We start from the raw sequence: 18,136 nt of genomic DNA, 5'->3' as shown, positions 1-18,136 counted from the left end.
CGCGTCGGCCGAAGACTGACCATGGAAAAGGAACAGAGACGCGCATCGTCCTGATCGGCCCACCGGGTGCGGGCAAGGGAACCCAGGCCCGTGTCCTGGCCGGCCTTCTGTCCGTCCCGGCGATCTCCAGCGGGGACCTGTTCGGCGCGGAGACCAGCCGGGGGACCGCGCTCGGTGAGCTGGTCCAGCGGCACACGGAAGCCGGTGAGCTGGTGCCGGACGAACTCACCGCGACGGTCGTCACGCGGCGCCTGCGCGAACCCGACGCGGCGGACGGCTTCCTGCTGGACGGCTTTCCCGGGACCATACGGCAGGCCGAACTCCTGGAGGAGACTCTCCGCCGCAGTTCAAGGCGGACGCGGTCGCGCTGTACCTCTGTTCCATCGGGTCGGACGCTGGTGCCGTCGTGCCCCTGCAGGATTCGGGTGCGCCGGGGGCCCCGGCCGCGTCCGCGCCGAGCAGCGCAGGCCGCCGGCTTGGCATCCTCGCTGCCCGCGACCTCGTTGCTCTGGACGGCGTACACGGTCCCTCATGCGGGGCCGCGCCTCCGTCCTCGGTCAGATGAGCCAGTTGTAGATGTTCCAGCCGTAACCGATGGAGGTGCGGGCCAGGAAGGGCGCTGAGGCGTTGCCGGTGCCCCGGTACAGCCACAGGCCGCCCTTGCTGTCGCGGGCGACGAGGTCTGCCCTCCCTGACGGGGGCCCAGCCGCTTGTTGCGTACCGGGTGATGGCGATGTCGGTCGACAGCGAAGTGAGTGCAGCGGAGAGCCTCAGGCGGCGCAGCCTCGCTTCATCGGCAGTGCGGTCGCGCAGCGCCTGCCTTCAGCCCAGGTGCCACAGCGCATACGCCGCGACGAGCAGGAGAAGTCCCGCACCTGCCATGGCAGCACCCAGGAACCGCAGACAGCCGCGAGGGCCAAGATTTTCGCCATGGGCGGGTGCCGGACGGCCGCGCCGGGCACTTTCCGGGGCGGCCGCGTGCGGGTTCGGCAGCGCCGGTCAGTTCCGACGGCGCGCCGACTCCTCCAGCTGTTCCACCAGTTCCGCAGCCATGGCCTTGATCGTTTCCAGCCCCGAACGTCCCCAGGGGTGCGGGTCCTGGTCGACTACGCAGATCGTGCCGAGCACCACGCCGGTGCTGTCTATCAGCGGTGCGCCCAGGTAGGAGTGGATGCCGATCGCGTCGACCACGGGGTTACCGGCGAACCGCGGGAAGTCCCGGATGTCCTCCAGTACCAGCGCCCGGCGGCGCTTGACCACGTGCGGGCAGATGCCCATGTCGATGTCGCGGGGCATGACGCGGCCGGGCACCGGGTCCTCCAACAACGGCGGTCCCACATGGACCGTGGTGTCCTGTGCGACGCTGTACAGCCCTGCGAAGTACTGGCGGTCGGCGTCGAGGAAGAAGTTGACCCCGGCGTAGCAGCCACCGGTACGGTGTGCCAGATTCCGTGCGAAGGCGTCGAGTTGCGTATCCGGACGGGCTTCGATACCCAGCTCGCGCAGCCGCTCGGTTCGGGTACGCGCCTGTGGGTCCTCCGGGGGAAGGAGCAGGTGGCGCAGGGCGATCCCGGACTCAGGCCCGGAGGAGTTGGTCGGTGTCGCTGCCATGGGAACTCCTTGTCGTGAGCAGATGCTGAATCAGTTCGAGCAGCACGCGGATGCCCGCGCTCTGGACGCGGGCGTCGCACAGCACGACCGGCACCTCCTGCCTGAGGTCGAGAGCGGTCCGCACCTCCTCCGCGCGGTAGCGGTGGGCGCCGTCGAACTCGTTGACGGCCACGACGAAGGGGATGCCCCGCCGCTCGAAGAAGTCCACCGCTGCGAAGGAGTGCTCCAGCCTGCGGGTGTCGGCGAGGACCACCGCCCCCAGCGCTCCCTCGGAGAACTCGTCCCACATGAACCAGAAGCGTTCCTGCCCTGGCGTGCCGAACAGGTACAGGACATGGGACGGACTGAGCGTGATCCGGCCGAAGTCCAGGGCCACCGTGGTGGTGGCCTTGTTCTCCACTCCGTCCAGCCGGTCGGTGGCCGCGCTGACGGCGGTCAGTATCTCCTCGGTGCTCAGCGGCTCGATCTCGCTGAGCGCGTTGACGAAGGTCGTCTTTCCCACGCCGAACCCGCCGGCGATGAGCACCTTGATTCCCACCGGCAGGACTCCGGCGGGCAGCGGATCACAGTCGTTTGAGGAGGCCATCGCGTACCGCTTCCAGGAGGTCTCGATCAGGTGGTGCGGAGTGGCCCGGGGAAGGCGGGGGCGCATCACCTGCGACCACCGCGCCTCCCTCGGCCAGATCGGACAGCAGCACCTTGACCACGGCGGCGGGCACCTGCATCCGGGCCGCGACCTCGGCGACGCTCACGGGCCGCTCGCACAGCGCCAGCACCTGTGCATGGTCCAGTCCGAAGGCGCCCTGCGTCTGGGCGCCAGTGGCCTGCACCACGGTCACGAGCGTGAAGTGGGACGTGGCCCTGGTCCGGCCGTCGCTCACGGTGTAGGGACGGACCAGCCGCCCGACCGATTCGTCGATCAGCGGTCCGTCTGGGAGGACCGGCGTCATCGGTTACCCCACCGGGTGCCGGGGCGGTGTGGCCAGGTGCGGGCGCACGCTCTTCACCATCATCCCCATCTCGTAGCCCAGCACCGCTGCGTCCGCCTCGCGTCCGGCCAGCACCGCCAGCACCGCGCCGTGCCCGGCGGCCGAGACGAACAGCAGCGAGGTGCTGAGTTCCGTCACGATCTGTCGCACGTCACCGCCGTCGTCGAAGTGTCGGCCCGCGCTGCGCGCCAACGAGTACAGCCCACTCGCAAGCGCGGCCAACTGGTCCGCGGCGTCCTCGTCGAGTCCTTCCGCTGCCTTCACCAGCCCGTCCGAGGACAGCAACAAGGCACTTCGGGTGTGTGGCACCCGGTTCACCAGACCCGTCAACAGCCAGGAAAGGTCTTCGCTCGCCACGATCGTGTACTCCTCTTCGACGGAAGAAACGGCTTGTTGGACGGGGCCGGGGGCCTTCAGAACGGTTCGGCTGTCAGTGCGTCTCCGCTTCCTCGGCTCTGCGCAGTCCGGTCTGGAACGCGGCCATCAGGCCCGGGTCGTGTGCGATGTCCTCGGCGGCACCGGCACCGGCGCCGGGGACCGGGTGCGGCAGTTCGGCGGCGTGGTCCTGGCGGTGCCGCCGAGGCAGCCGCGGACGGTCGTCCTCGCCGTCGGAGGGCACCGGGGCGGGCTGGGTTCCGGACTCGGACACGAGCGGATCCGCAACGACGCCCACCACTGTGGCACGGGGGTCCGCCGTCTCGGGTTCCACCGGGTCCTGCGGCCCGGCGTCAGAGGCCGGGACGGTGTGGTGGACGGACGCGGGAGCTGCGGGCTGTGGGCCGAGCAGAGCCTTGGGCAGCACCATGACGGCCTGCGTGCCGCCGTAGACGTTGCTCAACAACTGCACGGCGATGTCATGCCGCTGAGCCAGGGCGGAGACCACGTACAAGCCGATCCGGCCGTCCTGCAGCAGCTCGCCGAGGGCGACCTTGTCGGGTGCACTCAAAACGGCGTTCATCCGGTTGCGCTCGGCCGGGGACATGCCCAGGCCCCGGTCCTCGACCTCGATCGCCACCCCCGCGGCGACGGGCTCCACCCGCACGTGCACGGTGGTCTGGGGCGGTGAGAAGACCGTGGCGTTCTCCAGCAGCTCGGCCAGCAGATGGACGACGTCGACCACGGCGTGGCCGCTGACTGTTCCATCGATGGGCGGCACCAGCTTGACCCGAGCGTACTGGTCGATCTCTGCGACGGCGGAACGCAGCACGTCGGTCAGGCCGACTGGGCGGGTCCACTGGCGGTGGGTGTTCGCGCCGCCGAGCACGGCCAGGTTCTCGGCGTAGCGGCGGATCCGGGTGGACAGGTGATCCACCCGGAACAGCCCCTTGAGCAGGTCGGGGTCCTCGACCTCGTTCTCCAGGTGGTCCAGCAGGCCGATCTCGCGGTGCACCAGGGACTCCAGGCGGTGCGCCAGGTTGGCGAACACCTCGAGCTGCTCCAGTCGGGAGCTGTGTTCCGCACCGACCGCACCGGCGGCAGTCTCCAGCAGGGCTGCCTCCGCCTCGTGCCGAGCCGCAGCGATCTCGAATCCAAGGCGGGAGAGTTCGTCCGGGCCGGTCTGCGGCGGCAGTTCCGGCCGGCGCCGCACAGCCCGCTCCCCAGCCCGCAACCGGCGGCACAGCGACTCCAGTTCGGCCCTTCCCTCCGCTGTGGTGCGGGTCAGCTCGGCCAGCTCGGCACGGTTCCGGTCGGCCGCGCGGGACAAGTCCGCCCAGTGCTTGGTGACTGCTCGTGCCTCCGCCAGAGCCCGTACGCCCGCGATCCCGGACGCCACGGCGCCGATGAGGACCAGGCCGGCGAACACCGCGCCCTGGTCCGCCCGGTCCAAGTGGCCATCGCTGATCAGCGCGGTGGCCACCACACCGGTCACGGCGACCACGCCCGGCGGCAGCACGGCTCCCAGCACCTGACGCCGCCTCAAGGATCTACCTCGTGACTCGGCCGTCACACGGGCGGTCATGGGTGACACCTGCCGGTCGTCCGGCGGCGTGGAAGGCTCAGGCATAACAGTCCCCGGACAGTACGATGATCGGACCGGGCGCGCACGTTACCGCGTACCAGGACTCCGGTGTCAGCCCCTGGCGCACACAGAGATCGAACCGTTGTCCTTCGACTTTCGCTTTCGGCGCGCCCGTCCCAGCCGTGCGAGTACACGGCCATGAGCACGGGGGACAGGATCATGCCTGCGGCCGTCACCGTGAGGCGGGTGCGGATCGGCTTGCGCGACGCATCGGGAAGGTACTGGCAGGCCGTGCCACGGCGGTCACCTCGGCGCCGCCGGTTCCGCCTGCGACGGTTGGGCACACCCGGCTGCCGCCGGCCCAAGATGCCCGGAAGCAACGCCTCGTGCGCAGACGGCGTGTCCGCAGGGCGCTCCAGGCGATGGTGCTGCCGACGGCCGCCGTGGGCATCTACGTGATCAGAGGGCTGCTTCCTGTTCCTTGTACTCGCAGCGGTAGTGGACGCGGTCGCGGATCGCAGAGGGTTGCATCTTGCGTCCGCACAGAGTGCACTTCACCCGCCCTCGCAGGACGTAGGTCCGCCGGCTGCTTCGCCGGTTGGGTCGTTCCTGCCGCTGGTAGAGGCGGGCGCGTTGCCTGCGCGCCCGCTGAGACGAGCGCATCGAAGCGGACGGAGTGGCTGTCGGTGAGGTGCACGGAGCGGTCGGGCAGGTCGAGCCCGGTCGCGGCCACGCCGAGCAGCCAGCGGGCGTTCAGGTCCCGGCTCCGCGGCAGCTGCACCCGGTCGGTGCCGATCCATCCGGACAGCACCGCCTTGGACGGCGGCGGACGGTCGCAGGGTTCGTGCGGCTCGTCACCGATCAGCACGAGCTCGCCGGTGAACCCGTTCGCCCGCAGCGACTCCGCGGTGCGCAGGCCCGCCAGCGACGCGCCGATGATGGCTCCCTCGGTTCGGGCCGGTCATTCCCACACCTCCCCGACACCGGCCGCCCGACCCAGGGTGATCGCCTGCATCGGGCAGGCCACAGCGGCCCGCTCCGCGGCCCGGTCGGACTCCGCGTCCGGCACGGGGTCGTACTCCAGCGACTCCGTGCCCCGGAACCGGGACACCTTCGGCGCCGCGTACACGCACTGCCCGTAGCTCCGACGGCGGTCAGGTCGACAACGACCCGCATGACAAGCGCCCTTCCCGGTAGCGAGGACCGTCGCATCCATCAGGAGTCGGCCGCGGCGCGCTGCGGTCCGGCTTCCCGGAGCTCGGCCTGTTCTTTCTTCATCGACCAGACGGTCCACAGCGTCAGCCCGCCCATGAAGGTGACCATGAGCAGCTGCGAGACGTTGGATGCGACTCGGATCGGCAGCAGGTAGACGGCTGCGATGCGCAGCGAGGCGTCGATCAGCAGCGTGGTGCCCCAGACCAGGGTGACGCGGCGCCAGCGGACCCGCATGGCACTCGTACGCGCGATGGCCTGGAACTGTGCCGCCTGCTCCGAGCCGGCCTCGTCGGCGAATCGCAGGGCGGCGTAATAGGCGAGAGGACGCCCGACAAGGCAGCTGCCGACGAGCACCAGGCCGGCTGTGGCGGACTGCGCCGAGTCCTTGGCGAGGACGAACCGGGCATCACCAGTGGTGAAACCCAGCAGTAGACTCGCGCCGAACAGGAAGACCAGGAACAGCGCGAACGGGTCGATGCGGCGCTGGCGGATCGCCACCCAGAGCACGCGTAAGCCGGCGACGGCGGTGCCTGCCAGCAGCGCAACGTAGGTGTTCGCACCGAGCAGTTCGGCGGCGAAGTAGGCGATGACCGAAAGGCCGACATCGTAGAAGAGCGTGGCGACCATCGCACGCACCACGGAGCCGGACCGCCGTGCGCTGGTGCCGGGTTCGGTGCGGGCAGCCGGACCGGACGGGTTCGAGGACATGGGAACTCCCAGTCGTGAAGGGGCAGGAGGAGGGTTGACGTTCTTTTCCGGGCCGGGAAATGAAGGCAGCGACAGTCGGCGGAATTTCCCGTCTCGAACGATGCCGACGCTATGTCAGTCCGCGGTGCCGGACATGCGGCGTCCGCCGTAGATCCGGGTGGAGTCGTTTCTCCACCCGGATCTACACCACTCGCCGCAGGACGTCCGTGCCGGGAGGTTCTAGCTTCTCCGCCAGAAGCACCTCGAACGTGCGGATCAGCGGAGGCGATTGTGGTGAGCGGTCCGGTGGAGATCGTGTCGGTCGTGGCGGCGGTGGGCTGCCTGCTGGTCCGCCGCATGGCCGGGGAGCCGGCACAGGGCAGGCGGATGCCGTTGCTGCCGGCCGTGCTGGGCCTGATCGGCTTGTCGGAAGTGTCCGGGGTGGTCCGCACGCCGTCGTCCGTGCCGTACCTGCCCGCCGCCGCGGCGATCAGCGTCGCCTTCGGAGCACTGCGCGGCGCCGGCGTGCGCATCTCCCGGCACGACGGCTACGCCTTCGTCCAGTACACGGGCATCACGGTAGCGCTGTGGGCACTGAACCTGGCGGTCGGGTTCGGCGGGGAGTTCGCACTCCACTCGTTCGACCCGAAGGACGCGCGCGCGACCGGCGACGGCCTGCTGCTCACCCTCGGGCTGGGCATCCTGGCCGAGGGCCTGGCGGCCCTCTACCGATCGATGCGCCGCGGCCATCAAGTGATGTGGGGCCAGAACCAGGTGTCCGGATGGAACACTCGATCCGAGGCGCCTCGCGACCACCACTGACGATCTGGACCCCGCCACGATGACCAGCACCGAAAAGCGGCCGACGGCTCCGACCGGGCCCTTCTGGGACGAAGTGGTCCGGCCGTTCCTTACTGTCCTCGCGATCACCCTGACCATCGCCCAGTGGCCGTCCCGCCGCATCCTGCTGCCCACTCTCGCGCTGCCGCTGTTCGTCCTCGCCTCGATCGGTGCGGTCGCATCGCTGTTCCCGTGGACCCGACTGAGCAACCGTCAGCGGCTCGCCACGACAACCGCCTCGATGCTGTCCGGTTCGATGCTGCTGCCGCTCGTGCACGCGACCGACGCGGCCTCGCTCCTCCCGTACATCGCCGCGTCCACTGCGGGCCGGAAGCTCGACTCCCCCCGGGCCGCCATCGGCGTCGCCGTGACCGGTTCGCTCGTCGCGACCGGCGCGACCTGGCTCGTCCAACTCCGGGTGCCCGACGCACCGCAGTGGCCGTGGTGGGCCTTGTTGTCCGCCGGCCTGCCCGTCTACATCGGAATGTCCACGCGGTACCGGCTCGACGCGCTGCGCAGCGCCGAGCACGCGGCTGAGGAGGCCCAGCGCGCCCGGGAGTCCGAGGCACGCGAGGCCGCGCTGATCGAACGCGGACGCATCGCCCGCGAGATCCACGATGTGCTCGGCCACTCACTGTCCGGGATCGCGATGCAACTGGACCTGGCCGACGCGCTGCACGAGGGCGGCCGAGAGGAGGAGGCAACAGCGGCCGTGCGCCGGGCTCGCGCGCTCGCCGTGGACAGTATCGGCGAGACCCGCCGCGCGGTGCACGCCCTGCGCGCGGACACCCTGCCGCTGCCGGACACACTGCGCCAACTCGCCGAACAGCACGGGGTCGACTTCGCGATCACGGGAGCGGGTGGTGAAAGCGATGCCATCGGTGCCGAGGCGACGCACACGGTCGTCCGGGCCGCGCAGGAGGCGCTCACCAATGCGGCCAAGTACGCTCCGGGCGCGGAGCGCAGCATGCGCCTGGCCCTCACCGCCGACCGCGTCACGCTGACCGTGCGCAACGGGCCCGCAACCGGGCCCCGCCCAGGCGAGTTGGCCGGCGGCACCGGGGTGGGCCTGGTCGGCATGCGCGAACGCGCCGCCCTGCTGGGCGGGACCCTGCAGGCGGAGCCGACCCGGGAGGGCGGCTGGACCGTGGAACTGGAGCTGCCCCGATGACCGGCAACCGCACCGCCGCCATCACCCTGGTGGTCGTCGACGACCAGGCGACCATCCGCGAGGCCCTCGCGGTCATGCTCGACCTCGCCGAGGACCTGACCGTGGTGGCCACCGCGGCCAACGGCGCGGAAGCGGTCGCGGCCGCCGAGGGGCACCATCCGGACGTGCTGCTGATGGACCTCAACATGCCGGTCATGGACGGCGTGGAGGCGACGCAGCGGATCCTCCGGGACCGACCGGACTGCAACATCCTCGTGCTGACCACCTTCGACGACGACGAGTCCGTCCTGGCCGCGCTGCAGGCCGGTGCGAACGGCTACCTGACCAAGGAGGCCGATCGCAACACGATCCTGAACGCCGTGCGCACCGTGGCCCAGGGCCAGAGCGTGCTCGCCCCCGAGGTACAGCGCCGCCTGCTGACCCTCGCCTCCCGAGCCGCGCCCACACCGGCCACTCCGCAACCGGCCACCGCCCCGTCCCCGCGCGACGACCGGACCGCCGACCTGACCGCGCGGGAACGCGAGATACTCGGGCTGATCGGCGAGGGCCTGCGCAACCCGGAGATCGCGGCGCGACTGGTGATCAGCGAGGCCACGGTGAAGACGCACATCAACAACCTGTTCGCCAAGGCGGACCTGCACTCCCGCGCCGACGCCGTCCGCTATGCCCTGCGCCACCATTACCAGGAGAAATAGAGGCAGGCCGAAATCTCGTCACGGCACTTGTAGAGGCTGGATTTCGTGGCACAGTCTCAGCTCGATTTTCAACCTGGACGGTTCACCTGATCCGCTGATCTTGGTTCGTTCCTGGGACAGCAGGCGGCTGTTCTTCACGCTTCGAGGTATCGAGCAACGCCACGTGAAGGAAAGGCCGCTGGTGAAGAGTCTCGCCCAGCACTGCGCGAGGCGGGCGCGGACCTGGCCGCCGGTCCGGGGCCAGGGGAGGACTCGCGCCGACCCCGTCGACACCGCGAGAGTCGTCACACGGGCGGAGCACGGCATCTGTTGTCCCGTTGGCGTGTTCGTCCCCGACGCCCAGGCACGCGTTTGGGTAGCCCAAGCTCTGGATCCGGACCACGTTGTCGGCCGGGCCGATCTTCTGGATGTCCCAGCCGAACTCCCGCCGCTCGTAGCGCAGCCAGTAGATCCAATTCAACCTGGACGCTGTGGGCCTGAGATCGCGTCGGACATCTCGCGGTGGCAGTAGCCGTCCGGGCGGCCACCGCGGCCCTGCAGTCAGGCGGGCACGGGGAAGGAAGGGGCGATGGCCCCCTCCGCATCAGTCAGCTTGCGGAGTGCTCTGTGGGGAGTCTGCGCTGAGAGTCACCTCCCGCCAGCCGTCGAAGGTGCGCGACCGCCAGTTCGTCGTGGGGAACGACGGGGCAGAACACGCGCTGCGCCACAATGCGTGCTCGACCGCCTCTTTCTCGCAGATCTCGCTGAAGGTGCGCGTCCGCTCGTTGGTGGGGTGGTCGAAGAGCGCGACGCGGACGGTGGTGACGTGGCGGGGAGCGATCCGGGCCAGGGCGGTCATGTCTGAACCTTCCGTCCCGGCGGAGCCTCGAGGTGGGACACAAGACGGCTGCCTCATGGCGACAGGTACGTTGCGCCCGGCTGGTTCGACACGGGGTGCCCGGCGGGCAGCTCCGAGTCGTCGATGGCGATCACGGCTCGGACACCGATGCCGGTGCTCGCCGCGAACGCGGCTGCCATGTCCTTGACCTGGTCAAGGCTAGTGCCGCGGCAGGCAACGTTTGCCCGTCAAGGAGCGGCATCCGGTGCGGCGAGAGTGCGTGCCGGGCGTCGCGACGGGGCGAACGTTGCCTGTTGCGGCACCAGGGCCGTGAGCCGATGTTCGCTGTGCTGCTGAGCAGTGTCATGGTGACGCCGGGCAGCACCGGGCCTGTGGCCACACCACGGTGCCGTCATGGGCGCCCGCTGGTCAGCTCCGCTGGAAGAACTCCACCTCGGCGAGCGCGACATGCCGCCCCCTGGAGAGCCCCGTGACCGCCCTGAGCACCAGCCGCACCTTCACCACGTTGTCGATCCCAGTAGCGACGGTCTGGTCTCCCGCCTTGTCGCTGAGGCCGACGTCCTCGTGGTGCACCGAGCCGTCCGCCGAGGTGACCTCCATGTCCATGCGCAGCGCCCGCGCCTCACGGGCGTACACCTCGGGCTCCTTCGACGCGCCATTGGTGATGATGAGGTCGACCAGCCGGAACGGCTTGCCGAAGGCGAACGTGATTGAGGCTCCGGCCCCCGGCGCCCCCCAGTAGCGGTTGCTGAGCCCGTCCGTGGTGTCCTTCGCCGGATGCCCGGGCACCTCGGCGTCGGCGTGAACGGCCACCGGGGTGATCGCCTTGGCGCCGCTGAGCTTGTCCCGGGTGTCCTCGATCAGGGCGCGCCCGGCGGGCAGCAGGAAGAACCCGCCCACGCACAGCGCGAGGATCACCGCCAGTGTCACCAGTACCCGGATCCAGCGCCCGGACCCCGCCCGGACCCGGCGCCGGAACGGCCAGATCGTCCGCCACCAGGGCAGCTGCTCATGGGCCGCCGCCGGGGTCAGCGGGCTGGCACAGCGGCGGCAGAACCGGCGCTCCGGCGGATTGGGCGTGCCGCACACCGGGCACGGTTCCCCGGCCGCTTCCTCCGGCGCGGCCACGGACCGTACGACCGGCCGCGGCGCGATCGGCTTCGCCGGCTGCACGGGCGCGGGCTGTGCGGGGGCCGGCTGGGCGGCACTCGGTTGTGTGGGAGCCCGTGGCGTGACCGGCGGCCGCGTGGGAGCCGGTGACGGTGCGGGCGGTTGCGTGGGGGACGGGGGCGGGGCGAAGGGCTGTGCCGAGTCGGACGGACGTACCGAGGGCAAGGGCTCGCCGTCGGGGCGGTCCGAGGACGCCGTGGGTGCGCAGGAGCGGTCCGCACCGCCGTGGTTGCCGGGGCTCTCGCTGCCGGTGCCGCTGCCTGTGCCGATCGGGCCGGCGCTCTCCGGGGCGGCGCCGCTGCCCGCGGAATTCCGGCGCGACCTATCGACGGCTCGGCCCGTGCGACGCTCATCGGTCGTTCCGGCGCGTGCGGCACCGCCGGGTGTCGGCGCAGGCGCAGGCGCCGGTGTCGGTGTCGGATCGGGTTGTGGCTGCGCTCGCGGTCCGTCGCCCTCCGCCGGAGGCGTGGACGGTGGCGGAGGCGTGCGGGTCGGTGTTGGTTCAGGAGTGGGCGACGAGGCGGACGTATCTCGCGCGCCCTCTTCGGACCAGTCCAGATATGAACCGCAGTTGCTGCAGAAGTCCTCAGCGGCGTCGTTGGACGCCCCGCACGCGGGACAGGCGCGCATCACGTCAGCTCCCCTCGTCCGCGGGCGGCCCGGGCAGGATCTCCACCCGGCACGAGACATGCACCGGGCACAGGGACCGGGCGACCTCCCGGACCCGGCCCGCGTCCACGTGTGGATCGCGGCCCGGCCACACCCGGACCACGATCTCGCCGGACGGCTCCGGCGGCAGCTCGGTGCCCGCGGCACGGGACCACACCGCCTGGCCGTCACCGACGACATCTGCGTTCACCCCGAGGGTGAGCCGCAGCCGCTCGACCAGGCCACGCCGGGTGCCGCGCCAGCGGTGCAACTCCACGGCGCGTGTCACCGCCTCCCGGCGCAGTTCCGCAGGCCACCCGGCATCGTCGTCGGCGCCCACCCACGACGCCAGCCAGGCGACGAAATCCAGCGGCGCCACGCGCGGGTCGAGATACGCGGGCAGATTGTCGAGGGTCGAGAACACCGGGGCGAGGACGGTGTCCAGGCCCCCGGTGAAGCGCTGGGCGAAGTCGTCGTCGGCGTAGAGCGCGGGCAGCAGCCCGCCGATCGGATGCCGGCTCGGCAGTCCGGGTACGGCCGCACGGCTCATGCCCGGCCTCCGGGTTCCAGCGGCTGTACGACGACCTGGTGCTGGTAGGAGAACACCAGCGCGCCCGCGGTCACGTCGATGCGGTCCACCGGCGTTCCGCGCCGCCCGGTGATCGGGTCGGCGGCGAACAGCCGTATCTCCTCCACCAGCGCGTTGCCGGTGGCGCGTTGCAGCAGGCCGAAGATCTCGCCGTACTGCACCGGCCGCCCGAACGGCCAGCCGGTGCCGTCCGGACCGCCGCGCAGCGGGTTGAGGTAACGGAACAGTGCGGCCAGGGCTGCGCCGCGCACCCGGTCGGTGTCCTCGGGCGCCGCCGCGAGCCGGGCGACGACCGTGACGCCCTGGTACACCGGCGGCTCCACCACCAGCCGGGTGCCGATCAACCGTCGCTCGTCCAGGCTCTCGGTGATCGCGGCGAGTACCTGGTCGGAGGGGATCAGCTGCTCGAAGCGGAGCCGGTCCCCGTCGTCAGCGACGGCGTCCGGCACCACCAGCACCCGTACCGCGCCGGCCCCTTCGGCCGCCGGCAGACAGCGCACCCGGCGCACCGAGGGAGCCGCCTGTCGGCTGATGATCTCGTAGTCCTCGGCGGTCACCGCGCGCTCCTGCATCCGCAGCGCGTCCGGCGCCCGCAGCTTGGCGTTGGCGACGGTCTCGCCCTCCACCCCGCCGCGTGCCGCCTCCCGGTTGGTGACCCGGGCGACGTACGGCACGGAACTGCGCAGCACCGAGATCGCGCCCCGCGTCACGTTGCCGGCCGGGCCGCCGCCGGTGCGATAGCGGGACACCCGGATGTGGGCGCCCTTCTCGGGCACCGCGCCGCACAGCCGAAGCGTGCCGTCCGGCTCGCGCAGGGCCGGCGGGAAGGTGAACTCGCCGGTGGTCGCGTCCACCCGTACGTGCCGGTCGTCTGGGCCGGAGCGGCCGAAGTGCTCAACGGCGCTCCAGCGCTGCCAGCCCTCGGCCGAGGAGACCTCCACCACCGGCGGCTCGCCGTCCAGCAGCACCGGCGGCCGGCCGAGCCGGAACACCTGGCCGGGCACCCCCTCCGAGGTGCCGAGCGGGACGTCCGTCACTGTCTCGGCGTGCTCCACCGCGATGGTGCCGCCGACCGTGAACACGGACGCCTCACGCACCGTCGGGGACTCCGAGTAGAACGGCTGGCCCGGCTCCGGCTCGGTGACCCGGCAGCGCAGCCAGCCCGCACGCGTCCCACCGATCACGGACGCCGTGTGCCCGGCGGGGACGTGCACGATCACCTCGCCGGGCCGGTTGAGGCCGCCCGTCGTGTCCGAGCCGGTCTCGCACGCCAGCCAACGACCGCCGTCCCAGGCCTCCCACACCAGAGGCGGCTGGCGCGGGTCCACGCCGACGCCCTCCACCCGGCTGTCCAGGCGTACGGCGACGATGCACCGGGGTACGGCCGTGGGCAGCCCGAACAGCACGGCGTCGCCGGGTTCGGGCGCCGTCCGGAAGCACCGTACGTCGCGGCCTTCGCTCAGCTCACGGGTCCGCTCGGTCTGCTCGCCGGTCCGGGGCGCGGTCACCAGCCGGTTCAACTCGCTCGGCAGGATGCGCAGTTCGTCCGTGGTCGCGAACACCACGGGCTCCTCCGCCTCGCCGTCGCCCGTGGTCACCTCGGTGCCGGGGGGCAGCGTCACCGTGTCGGGCTGCGGCGCGGACAGCCAGAAGTCGACCTCGGCACCGGCCGCCGCCGGCGGGAACAGGCGGATGCCCAGCAGGTCCAGGAAGGCGGTGTAGTTCTTGTCGGGCACCCGGTTCAGCCGGTACAGCAACTGGTCCACGACATACGCGAAGGTCTCGATCAGGGTGACACCGGGATCGGAGACGTTGTGGTCGGTCCACTCCGGCGCGCGCTGTTGCACGTACCGTTTCGCCTCGTCGACGAGTTGCTGGAACCGTCGGTCGTCCAGGTTGGGGGAGGGCAGGGCCATCAGTCCGCGACCGCTTCCTCGGCCCCCTCCTCGGAGGGGATCGTGTAAAAGGGAAACACCAGGTTGCGCCGGTCGTTGGTGGACCGCACCGTGTAGCGCACGTCGATGTACAGGGTTCCGTCGTCCACCGCGTCGAAGGCCACCACCACGTCGTTCACGCTGATCCGCGGCTCCCACCGCTCCAGCGCCTCGCGCACCTGCTGGGCGATCCGCCCCGCGGTGGCGCCGTCGCCGGGTGCGAAGACGAAGTCGTGGATGCCGCAGCCGAACTCCGGGCGCATCGGGCGTTCTCCTGGCGCGGTGCCGAGCACCAGCCGGATCGCCTCCTCGATCTCCCGTTCCCGCTCCACCATGGCGATCCCGCCGGTCGGCCCGACCCGCAGCGGGAACGCCCAGCCTCGCCCGATGAACCGCTCGCTCATCACAGGCCTCCGATCCGGACGTTCAGGGCGCCGAGCTGGATCGTGGCGCCGCACGTGGTCTGGTCGCCCGCCCGTGCGGCCGGCAGCCCGCCGATGAGCACCTCGCCCGGGGTCAGGCCGGCCGGGTTGGGCATGACCACGTTCCCCGGGCCCAGGGCGGCGTGCGGCGGCACCACACAGGTGTGCAGGCTTCCCACGACGGCGGCGGGACGGCCGCCGATCAGCACGCGCGCCACCGCCATGGCGGCGCCGGGCGGCGGGGTGGCGATCACACCCCCATGACTGGTGGGGTCGCCGGTACGGGCTGCGCCGGGCATGCAACGGGCTCCTCGAAGCGGTTCGTGGCCCCCAAGGGGCCTGTGACGACAGGAATATGACGACAGTCAGAGATAGGCTGGGAGTGTCAATTGATACGCACGAGATCCGCCTTCAGCACTCCGAGCAGACCGCCGTCGAGCGTGAGGTCCGTGTGCCCCGCGACGCTCACCGACCGGCCGCCGACCCTGACCGTGTTGGTGCCGTCGATCTCCACGGTGCCGCCCTTCACGCTGACCTTCCCGGTCTTCGCGTCGAGCGTGATGCCCTGGCCGTCCATCACCACGGAGGACAGCGCCCGTCGGCCGCCGGCCGCGTACACAGTCAGCTCGAGCCGGTTGCTCCGGTCGTCCAGCAGCACCTCCAGCCGCTCGTCCGCGGTACGCAGCAGTACCCCGGACGGGCCCGTCGGAGGATCCAGCAGCTCCAGCCGGTGCCCCGAACGTGACACCAGAGAACGGCGGTTGACCTTGCCGCTGGTCTCGTCCACGAGAGGCACGTCGTGCTTCGAGGGCCGGTCCACGCCGTTGTACAGACCGCCGATGACATACGGACTGTCCAGCAGGCCCTGCTCGAAGCCGACCAGCACCTCGTCGTTGACCTCGGGGCTCACCACACCGCCCCCGCCCTTGCCGCCCCACTGCACCGTACGCACCCAGTCGGTCACATAGGTGTCGTCCAGCCAGGGGAACTTGAGCCGTACCCCGCCGCTCTGCGCGCCGCCCGGCTCCCGCACGTCCGTCACCACCCCGATCGCGAGGCCCGGCATGCGCGGACCCCGCCCCGGCGCATTCGCACCCGTCACGAGACCGGCCAGGGACCGGTCCGGGCTGGCGCTCACCCACACCGTGGTGCGGTAGCCACCGTGCGGTTCCAGGGTGTGCTGCACCGCCGTGGACGTGTACTTGCCGGAGAACGCGGGTCCCACATTGCCGAGCGCGACCGGCCGGCCCGCCCGCAGCCGCGGATTGCCCTCGGCCAGCGCCTCCAACTCACCGAAACCCGCACTCACCTGACCGGCGACCGCACCGGCGGCCGCCGTCGTCTCGGCCTGCGTCCGGTACGGCGTGTCCGTCACTGTCAGCTTCGCCGACTTCCCGAACCGGGCGCCGAACTGAGGGGCCAGACCGGGCAGTACGGTGTCGCTGGTCACCGACTGCTGCCGGGCCACCAGCGGCGTCTTGGTGGTGACGTCCCAGCCGCGCACCTCGACCTGGGACGCCCCGTCCGCCCCCGACAGCGCGGCCCGCAGCGCCAGCAGATTCCGCCCGTACTCCAGCACCATCGGACTCCGCGTCGCCGGAGTCGACGGCGCGGGCGCACCGGAGGCCTTCTCGGGCTTGGTGAACTGCAGCACGCCCTTGTCGTCGACCCGCACCTGCGCACCGCTCTCGCCCGCCAGATACTGCAGGAAGTCCCAGTCGGACACATTGGCCTGCGACAGCTGCTTGTACGTGACCGGCGCCGCCTCGACCTTCCCGACCGGCAGCCCCGCCCCGGCGGCCACCTTGCGGACGATGGCCGCGGCCGTCATGTTCCGGTACGCCACCACCTTCCGCCCTCGCTGCAGCCGGTGCGCGACGGAATAGGCGCGGACGACCGTGAACGACCCGGTGCCGTCCCGGTCGATCTCCACCGCCGTGACCTCGCCGTTGAACAGCCGCTCCCGCGCCTGCCCGGCCACCGTCACCACCGACACCCGCAGCGGGGTGCCCAGCGTGATGCCGGTCGACTTCAGGAACTCGTGATCGGGATCGCGGTAGGTGAGCACGGCCGTGTCCGGAAGGCCCACGTTCTCGTCCACCACACAGCTCACCAACTGCGCGGCCCAGATCTGCGGCAGCTCACCGGGCGCCTCCACGACGGGGTCCGCCGCGAAGGACCGGCCGCCCCGCGCCTCGGGTGTGGTCACCGCTCCTCCTCACCGTCCGCGTCCCCGAGCGCCGGCACCACCAGCTCGGTGCCGGGCACGAGGGCCATCGGGTCGTCGATTCCGTTCGCCTCCGCGATGACCCGCCACGCCGTCGCGTCGCCGTACTCCCGCCAGGCCAGCAGCGCCAGGCCGTCCCCGGCCACGACCGTGTGCGTGCTGCGGGCCGTGCGGGCGCCGGACGTCGGGTTCTGTCCCGGTGGGTCGACGCTCGCCTCCTCCACCGACAGCGAACAGGTCGCCCGCAGCGGTTTGCCGTCCACGTCGAACAGCGAGTACGTCACCGACAGGCTGGAGAGCACGCCGTCGAACGACGTCGTCCGGGCCGTACCCCACTCGAACCGCACCCAGGGACTGGCCGGTTTCTTCCGCGCGAGGCTCGCCGGGCTGGGCACGCACGCCTTCATCAGCGTCTCCACCGCCTGCTCCACCGAGTTGTCATGGGTCGAGGTCGCGTCGAGGAAGACCTCCAGGCTCAGCTGCCGCGGCCCGCTGCCCACGAACTCCGGCAGCGCCGACTGCCCTGCCATCCGCGACGGGGTGCGCCGCCACTCGGTGGTCTTGCTCAGCTGCAGGGTGTTGGGATTGAACTGGAGGTTCAGCCGCGCGATCGTCCCTCCGGGCTTCGCGCCGACCGCCGCCGGGGGTTCCTTCAGGGTCAACTGGGCCCTGGCCCGGCTCGTCCGCATGGCAGGCATCAGGAAGGCCTCAGTCCCTCGTGGGCGATCTCCAGCGTCTCCACCGCCGCCTGCGAGGAGGAGGGGTCGAACGACGGCCCCTGCCAGCGCACCGGCACGATGCCGAGCACCTGCCAGCTGATGATGCGGGTCAGATCCGGCTTCAGCGCCACGATCTCGCCGTCCTTGGGCTCCACACGCCGCAGCGTCTCGTCGAGCCAACGCGCGATCTTCGTCGTGTCGGCGGTGACCGGCCGGCTGAGGGTGATGTTCGACCAGGTGACCCGGCCGGGCAACTGCCAGGTGAAGCCGTTGTTCCCGCCCTCCGCGTAACTCTCCATCTCCACCTCGGCCCCCATGCCGGAGCAGGTGTGGAAGGCCCCCAGATCGTTGCCGCCGATCGCGAGCCGGAAGAACACGCTCGTCGCGAAGATGTTGTCCGTCATCCGTTGGTCATCCGTTC

At 71.2% G+C, this 18,136-nt stretch carries 22 protein-coding genes; 4 read left to right on the top strand and 18 right to left on the bottom strand.

What is annotated here, in order from left to right; all coding sequences use genetic code 11:
* Positions 1–44 precede the first annotated feature (44 nt).
* On the top strand, positions 45–623 hold the full coding sequence (locus tag AC5WRT_RS14425) for a nucleoside monophosphate kinase (protein WP_496098136.1): 579 nt from the start codon (positions 45–47) through the stop codon (positions 621–623).
* A 376-nt stretch (positions 624–999) separates the two neighbouring features.
* On the opposite strand, the gene AC5WRT_RS14420 is transcribed toward AC5WRT_RS14425, so the two are convergent.
* From AC5WRT_RS14420 to AC5WRT_RS14385, 8 genes are all read right to left on the bottom strand, one after another.
* Positions 1,000–1,611: a GAF domain-containing protein gene (locus tag AC5WRT_RS14420; RefSeq protein ID WP_496098132.1), complete on the bottom strand. Its 612-nt coding sequence runs from the start codon at positions 1,609–1,611 to the stop codon at positions 1,000–1,002.
* A complete protein-coding gene (locus AC5WRT_RS14415) occupies positions 1,577–2,197 on the bottom strand; it encodes a GTP-binding protein (protein WP_496098131.1) in 621 nt (206 codons plus the stop codon). Before AC5WRT_RS14415 ends, AC5WRT_RS14420 begins: the two co-directional genes overlap by 35 nt.
* On the bottom strand, positions 2,175–2,561 hold the full coding sequence (locus AC5WRT_RS14410) for a DUF742 domain-containing protein (RefSeq protein WP_496098130.1): 387 nt from the start codon (positions 2,559–2,561) through the stop codon (positions 2,175–2,177). The genes AC5WRT_RS14415 and AC5WRT_RS14410 overlap by 23 nt, the downstream gene beginning before the upstream one ends.
* Positions 2,562–2,564: 3 nt before the next feature.
* Positions 2,565–2,957: a roadblock/LC7 domain-containing protein gene (locus AC5WRT_RS14405; protein ID WP_276108296.1), complete on the bottom strand. Its 393-nt coding sequence runs from the start codon at positions 2,955–2,957 to the stop codon at positions 2,565–2,567.
* A 73-nt stretch (positions 2,958–3,030) separates the two neighbouring features.
* Positions 3,031–4,521 carry a sensor histidine kinase gene (locus AC5WRT_RS14400; protein WP_496098129.1) on the bottom strand — a complete coding sequence of 497 codons (1,491 nt, stop codon included), beginning with the start codon at positions 4,519–4,521 and terminating at the stop codon, positions 3,031–3,033.
* Positions 4,522–5,011: 490 nt separating this feature from the next.
* Positions 5,012–5,497: an FAD-dependent oxidoreductase gene (locus tag AC5WRT_RS14395; RefSeq protein WP_496098135.1), complete on the bottom strand. Its 486-nt coding sequence runs from the start codon at positions 5,495–5,497 to the stop codon at positions 5,012–5,014.
* Positions 5,498–5,521: 24 nt separating this feature from the next.
* Positions 5,522–5,689, bottom strand: a complete 168-nt coding sequence (locus AC5WRT_RS14390) for a 4Fe-4S domain-containing protein (RefSeq protein WP_496098128.1) — start codon at positions 5,687–5,689, stop codon at positions 5,522–5,524.
* Between the two features lie 86 nt (positions 5,690–5,775).
* Positions 5,776–6,402, bottom strand: a complete 627-nt coding sequence (locus AC5WRT_RS14385; protein WP_496098127.1) for a VC0807 family protein — start codon at positions 6,400–6,402, stop codon at positions 5,776–5,778.
* A gap of 354 nt (positions 6,403–6,756) precedes the next feature.
* On the opposite strand from AC5WRT_RS14385, the gene AC5WRT_RS14380 reads away from it, so the two are divergent.
* Genes AC5WRT_RS14380 through AC5WRT_RS14370 form a run of 3 tightly spaced genes read left to right on the top strand, consistent with a single transcriptional unit; the run spans position 6,757 to position 9,168 of the window.
* On the top strand, positions 6,757–7,284 hold the full coding sequence (locus AC5WRT_RS14380) for a hypothetical protein (RefSeq protein ID WP_496098126.1): 528 nt from the start codon (positions 6,757–6,759) through the stop codon (positions 7,282–7,284).
* A 19-nt stretch (positions 7,285–7,303) separates the two neighbouring features.
* Positions 7,304–8,473, top strand: a complete 1,170-nt coding sequence (locus AC5WRT_RS14375) for a sensor histidine kinase (RefSeq protein WP_496098125.1) — start codon at positions 7,304–7,306, stop codon at positions 8,471–8,473.
* A complete protein-coding gene (locus AC5WRT_RS14370; RefSeq protein ID WP_496098124.1) occupies positions 8,470–9,168 on the top strand; it encodes a response regulator in 699 nt (232 codons plus the stop codon). Before AC5WRT_RS14375 ends, AC5WRT_RS14370 begins: the two co-directional genes overlap by 4 nt.
* 583 nt (positions 9,169–9,751) lie before the next feature.
* Here the strand turns inward: AC5WRT_RS14370 and AC5WRT_RS14365 are convergent.
* The 10 genes from AC5WRT_RS14365 to AC5WRT_RS14320 form a co-directional block, all read right to left on the bottom strand.
* On the bottom strand, positions 9,752–10,006 hold the full coding sequence (locus AC5WRT_RS14365; protein WP_496098123.1) for a hypothetical protein: 255 nt from the start codon (positions 10,004–10,006) through the stop codon (positions 9,752–9,754).
* A 53-nt stretch (positions 10,007–10,059) separates the two neighbouring features.
* A complete protein-coding gene (locus AC5WRT_RS14360; protein WP_496098122.1) occupies positions 10,060–10,185 on the bottom strand; it encodes a hypothetical protein in 126 nt (41 codons plus the stop codon).
* A 229-nt stretch (positions 10,186–10,414) separates the two neighbouring features.
* Entirely contained in the window at positions 10,415–11,179 is a 765-nt protein-coding gene (locus AC5WRT_RS14355) for an NADase-type glycan-binding domain-containing protein (RefSeq protein ID WP_496100277.1), read from the bottom strand.
* Between the two features lie 631 nt (positions 11,180–11,810).
* Positions 11,811–12,374 (bottom strand): phage tail protein, encoded by a 564-nt coding sequence (locus AC5WRT_RS14350; protein WP_496098120.1) that lies wholly within the window; start codon positions 12,372–12,374, stop codon positions 11,811–11,813.
* On the bottom strand, positions 12,371–14,329 hold the full coding sequence (locus tag AC5WRT_RS14345) for a putative baseplate assembly protein (RefSeq protein WP_496100276.1): 1,959 nt from the start codon (positions 14,327–14,329) through the stop codon (positions 12,371–12,373). Before AC5WRT_RS14345 ends, AC5WRT_RS14350 begins: the two co-directional genes overlap by 4 nt.
* Positions 14,329–14,751: a GPW/gp25 family protein gene (locus AC5WRT_RS14340; protein WP_496098118.1), complete on the bottom strand. Its 423-nt coding sequence runs from the start codon at positions 14,749–14,751 to the stop codon at positions 14,329–14,331. The genes AC5WRT_RS14345 and AC5WRT_RS14340 overlap by 1 nt, the downstream gene beginning before the upstream one ends.
* Complete coding sequence (locus AC5WRT_RS14335) at positions 14,751–15,068, bottom strand: PAAR domain-containing protein (protein ID WP_496098117.1); 318 nt, start codon at positions 15,066–15,068, stop codon at positions 14,751–14,753. The genes AC5WRT_RS14340 and AC5WRT_RS14335 overlap by 1 nt, the downstream gene beginning before the upstream one ends.
* Positions 15,069–15,154: 86 nt before the next feature.
* On the bottom strand, positions 15,155–16,978 hold the full coding sequence (locus AC5WRT_RS14330; protein ID WP_496098116.1) for a VgrG-related protein: 1,824 nt from the start codon (positions 16,976–16,978) through the stop codon (positions 15,155–15,157).
* Positions 16,975–17,697 carry a CIS tube protein gene (locus AC5WRT_RS14325; RefSeq protein ID WP_496098134.1) on the bottom strand — a complete coding sequence of 241 codons (723 nt, stop codon included), beginning with the start codon at positions 17,695–17,697 and terminating at the stop codon, positions 16,975–16,977. The genes AC5WRT_RS14330 and AC5WRT_RS14325 overlap by 4 nt, the downstream gene beginning before the upstream one ends.
* The gene (locus AC5WRT_RS14320) at positions 17,694–18,119 is read right to left on the bottom strand and encodes a phage tail protein (protein ID WP_496098115.1); all 426 of its coding nucleotides are present in this window, start codon (positions 18,117–18,119) and stop codon (positions 17,694–17,696) included. The genes AC5WRT_RS14325 and AC5WRT_RS14320 overlap by 4 nt, the downstream gene beginning before the upstream one ends.
* Positions 18,120–18,136: the final 17 nt, after the last annotated feature.

Source organism: Streptomyces sp. NTD91, assembly GCF_059510455.1.
This window is presented reverse-complemented; position numbering and strand designations above follow the sequence as displayed.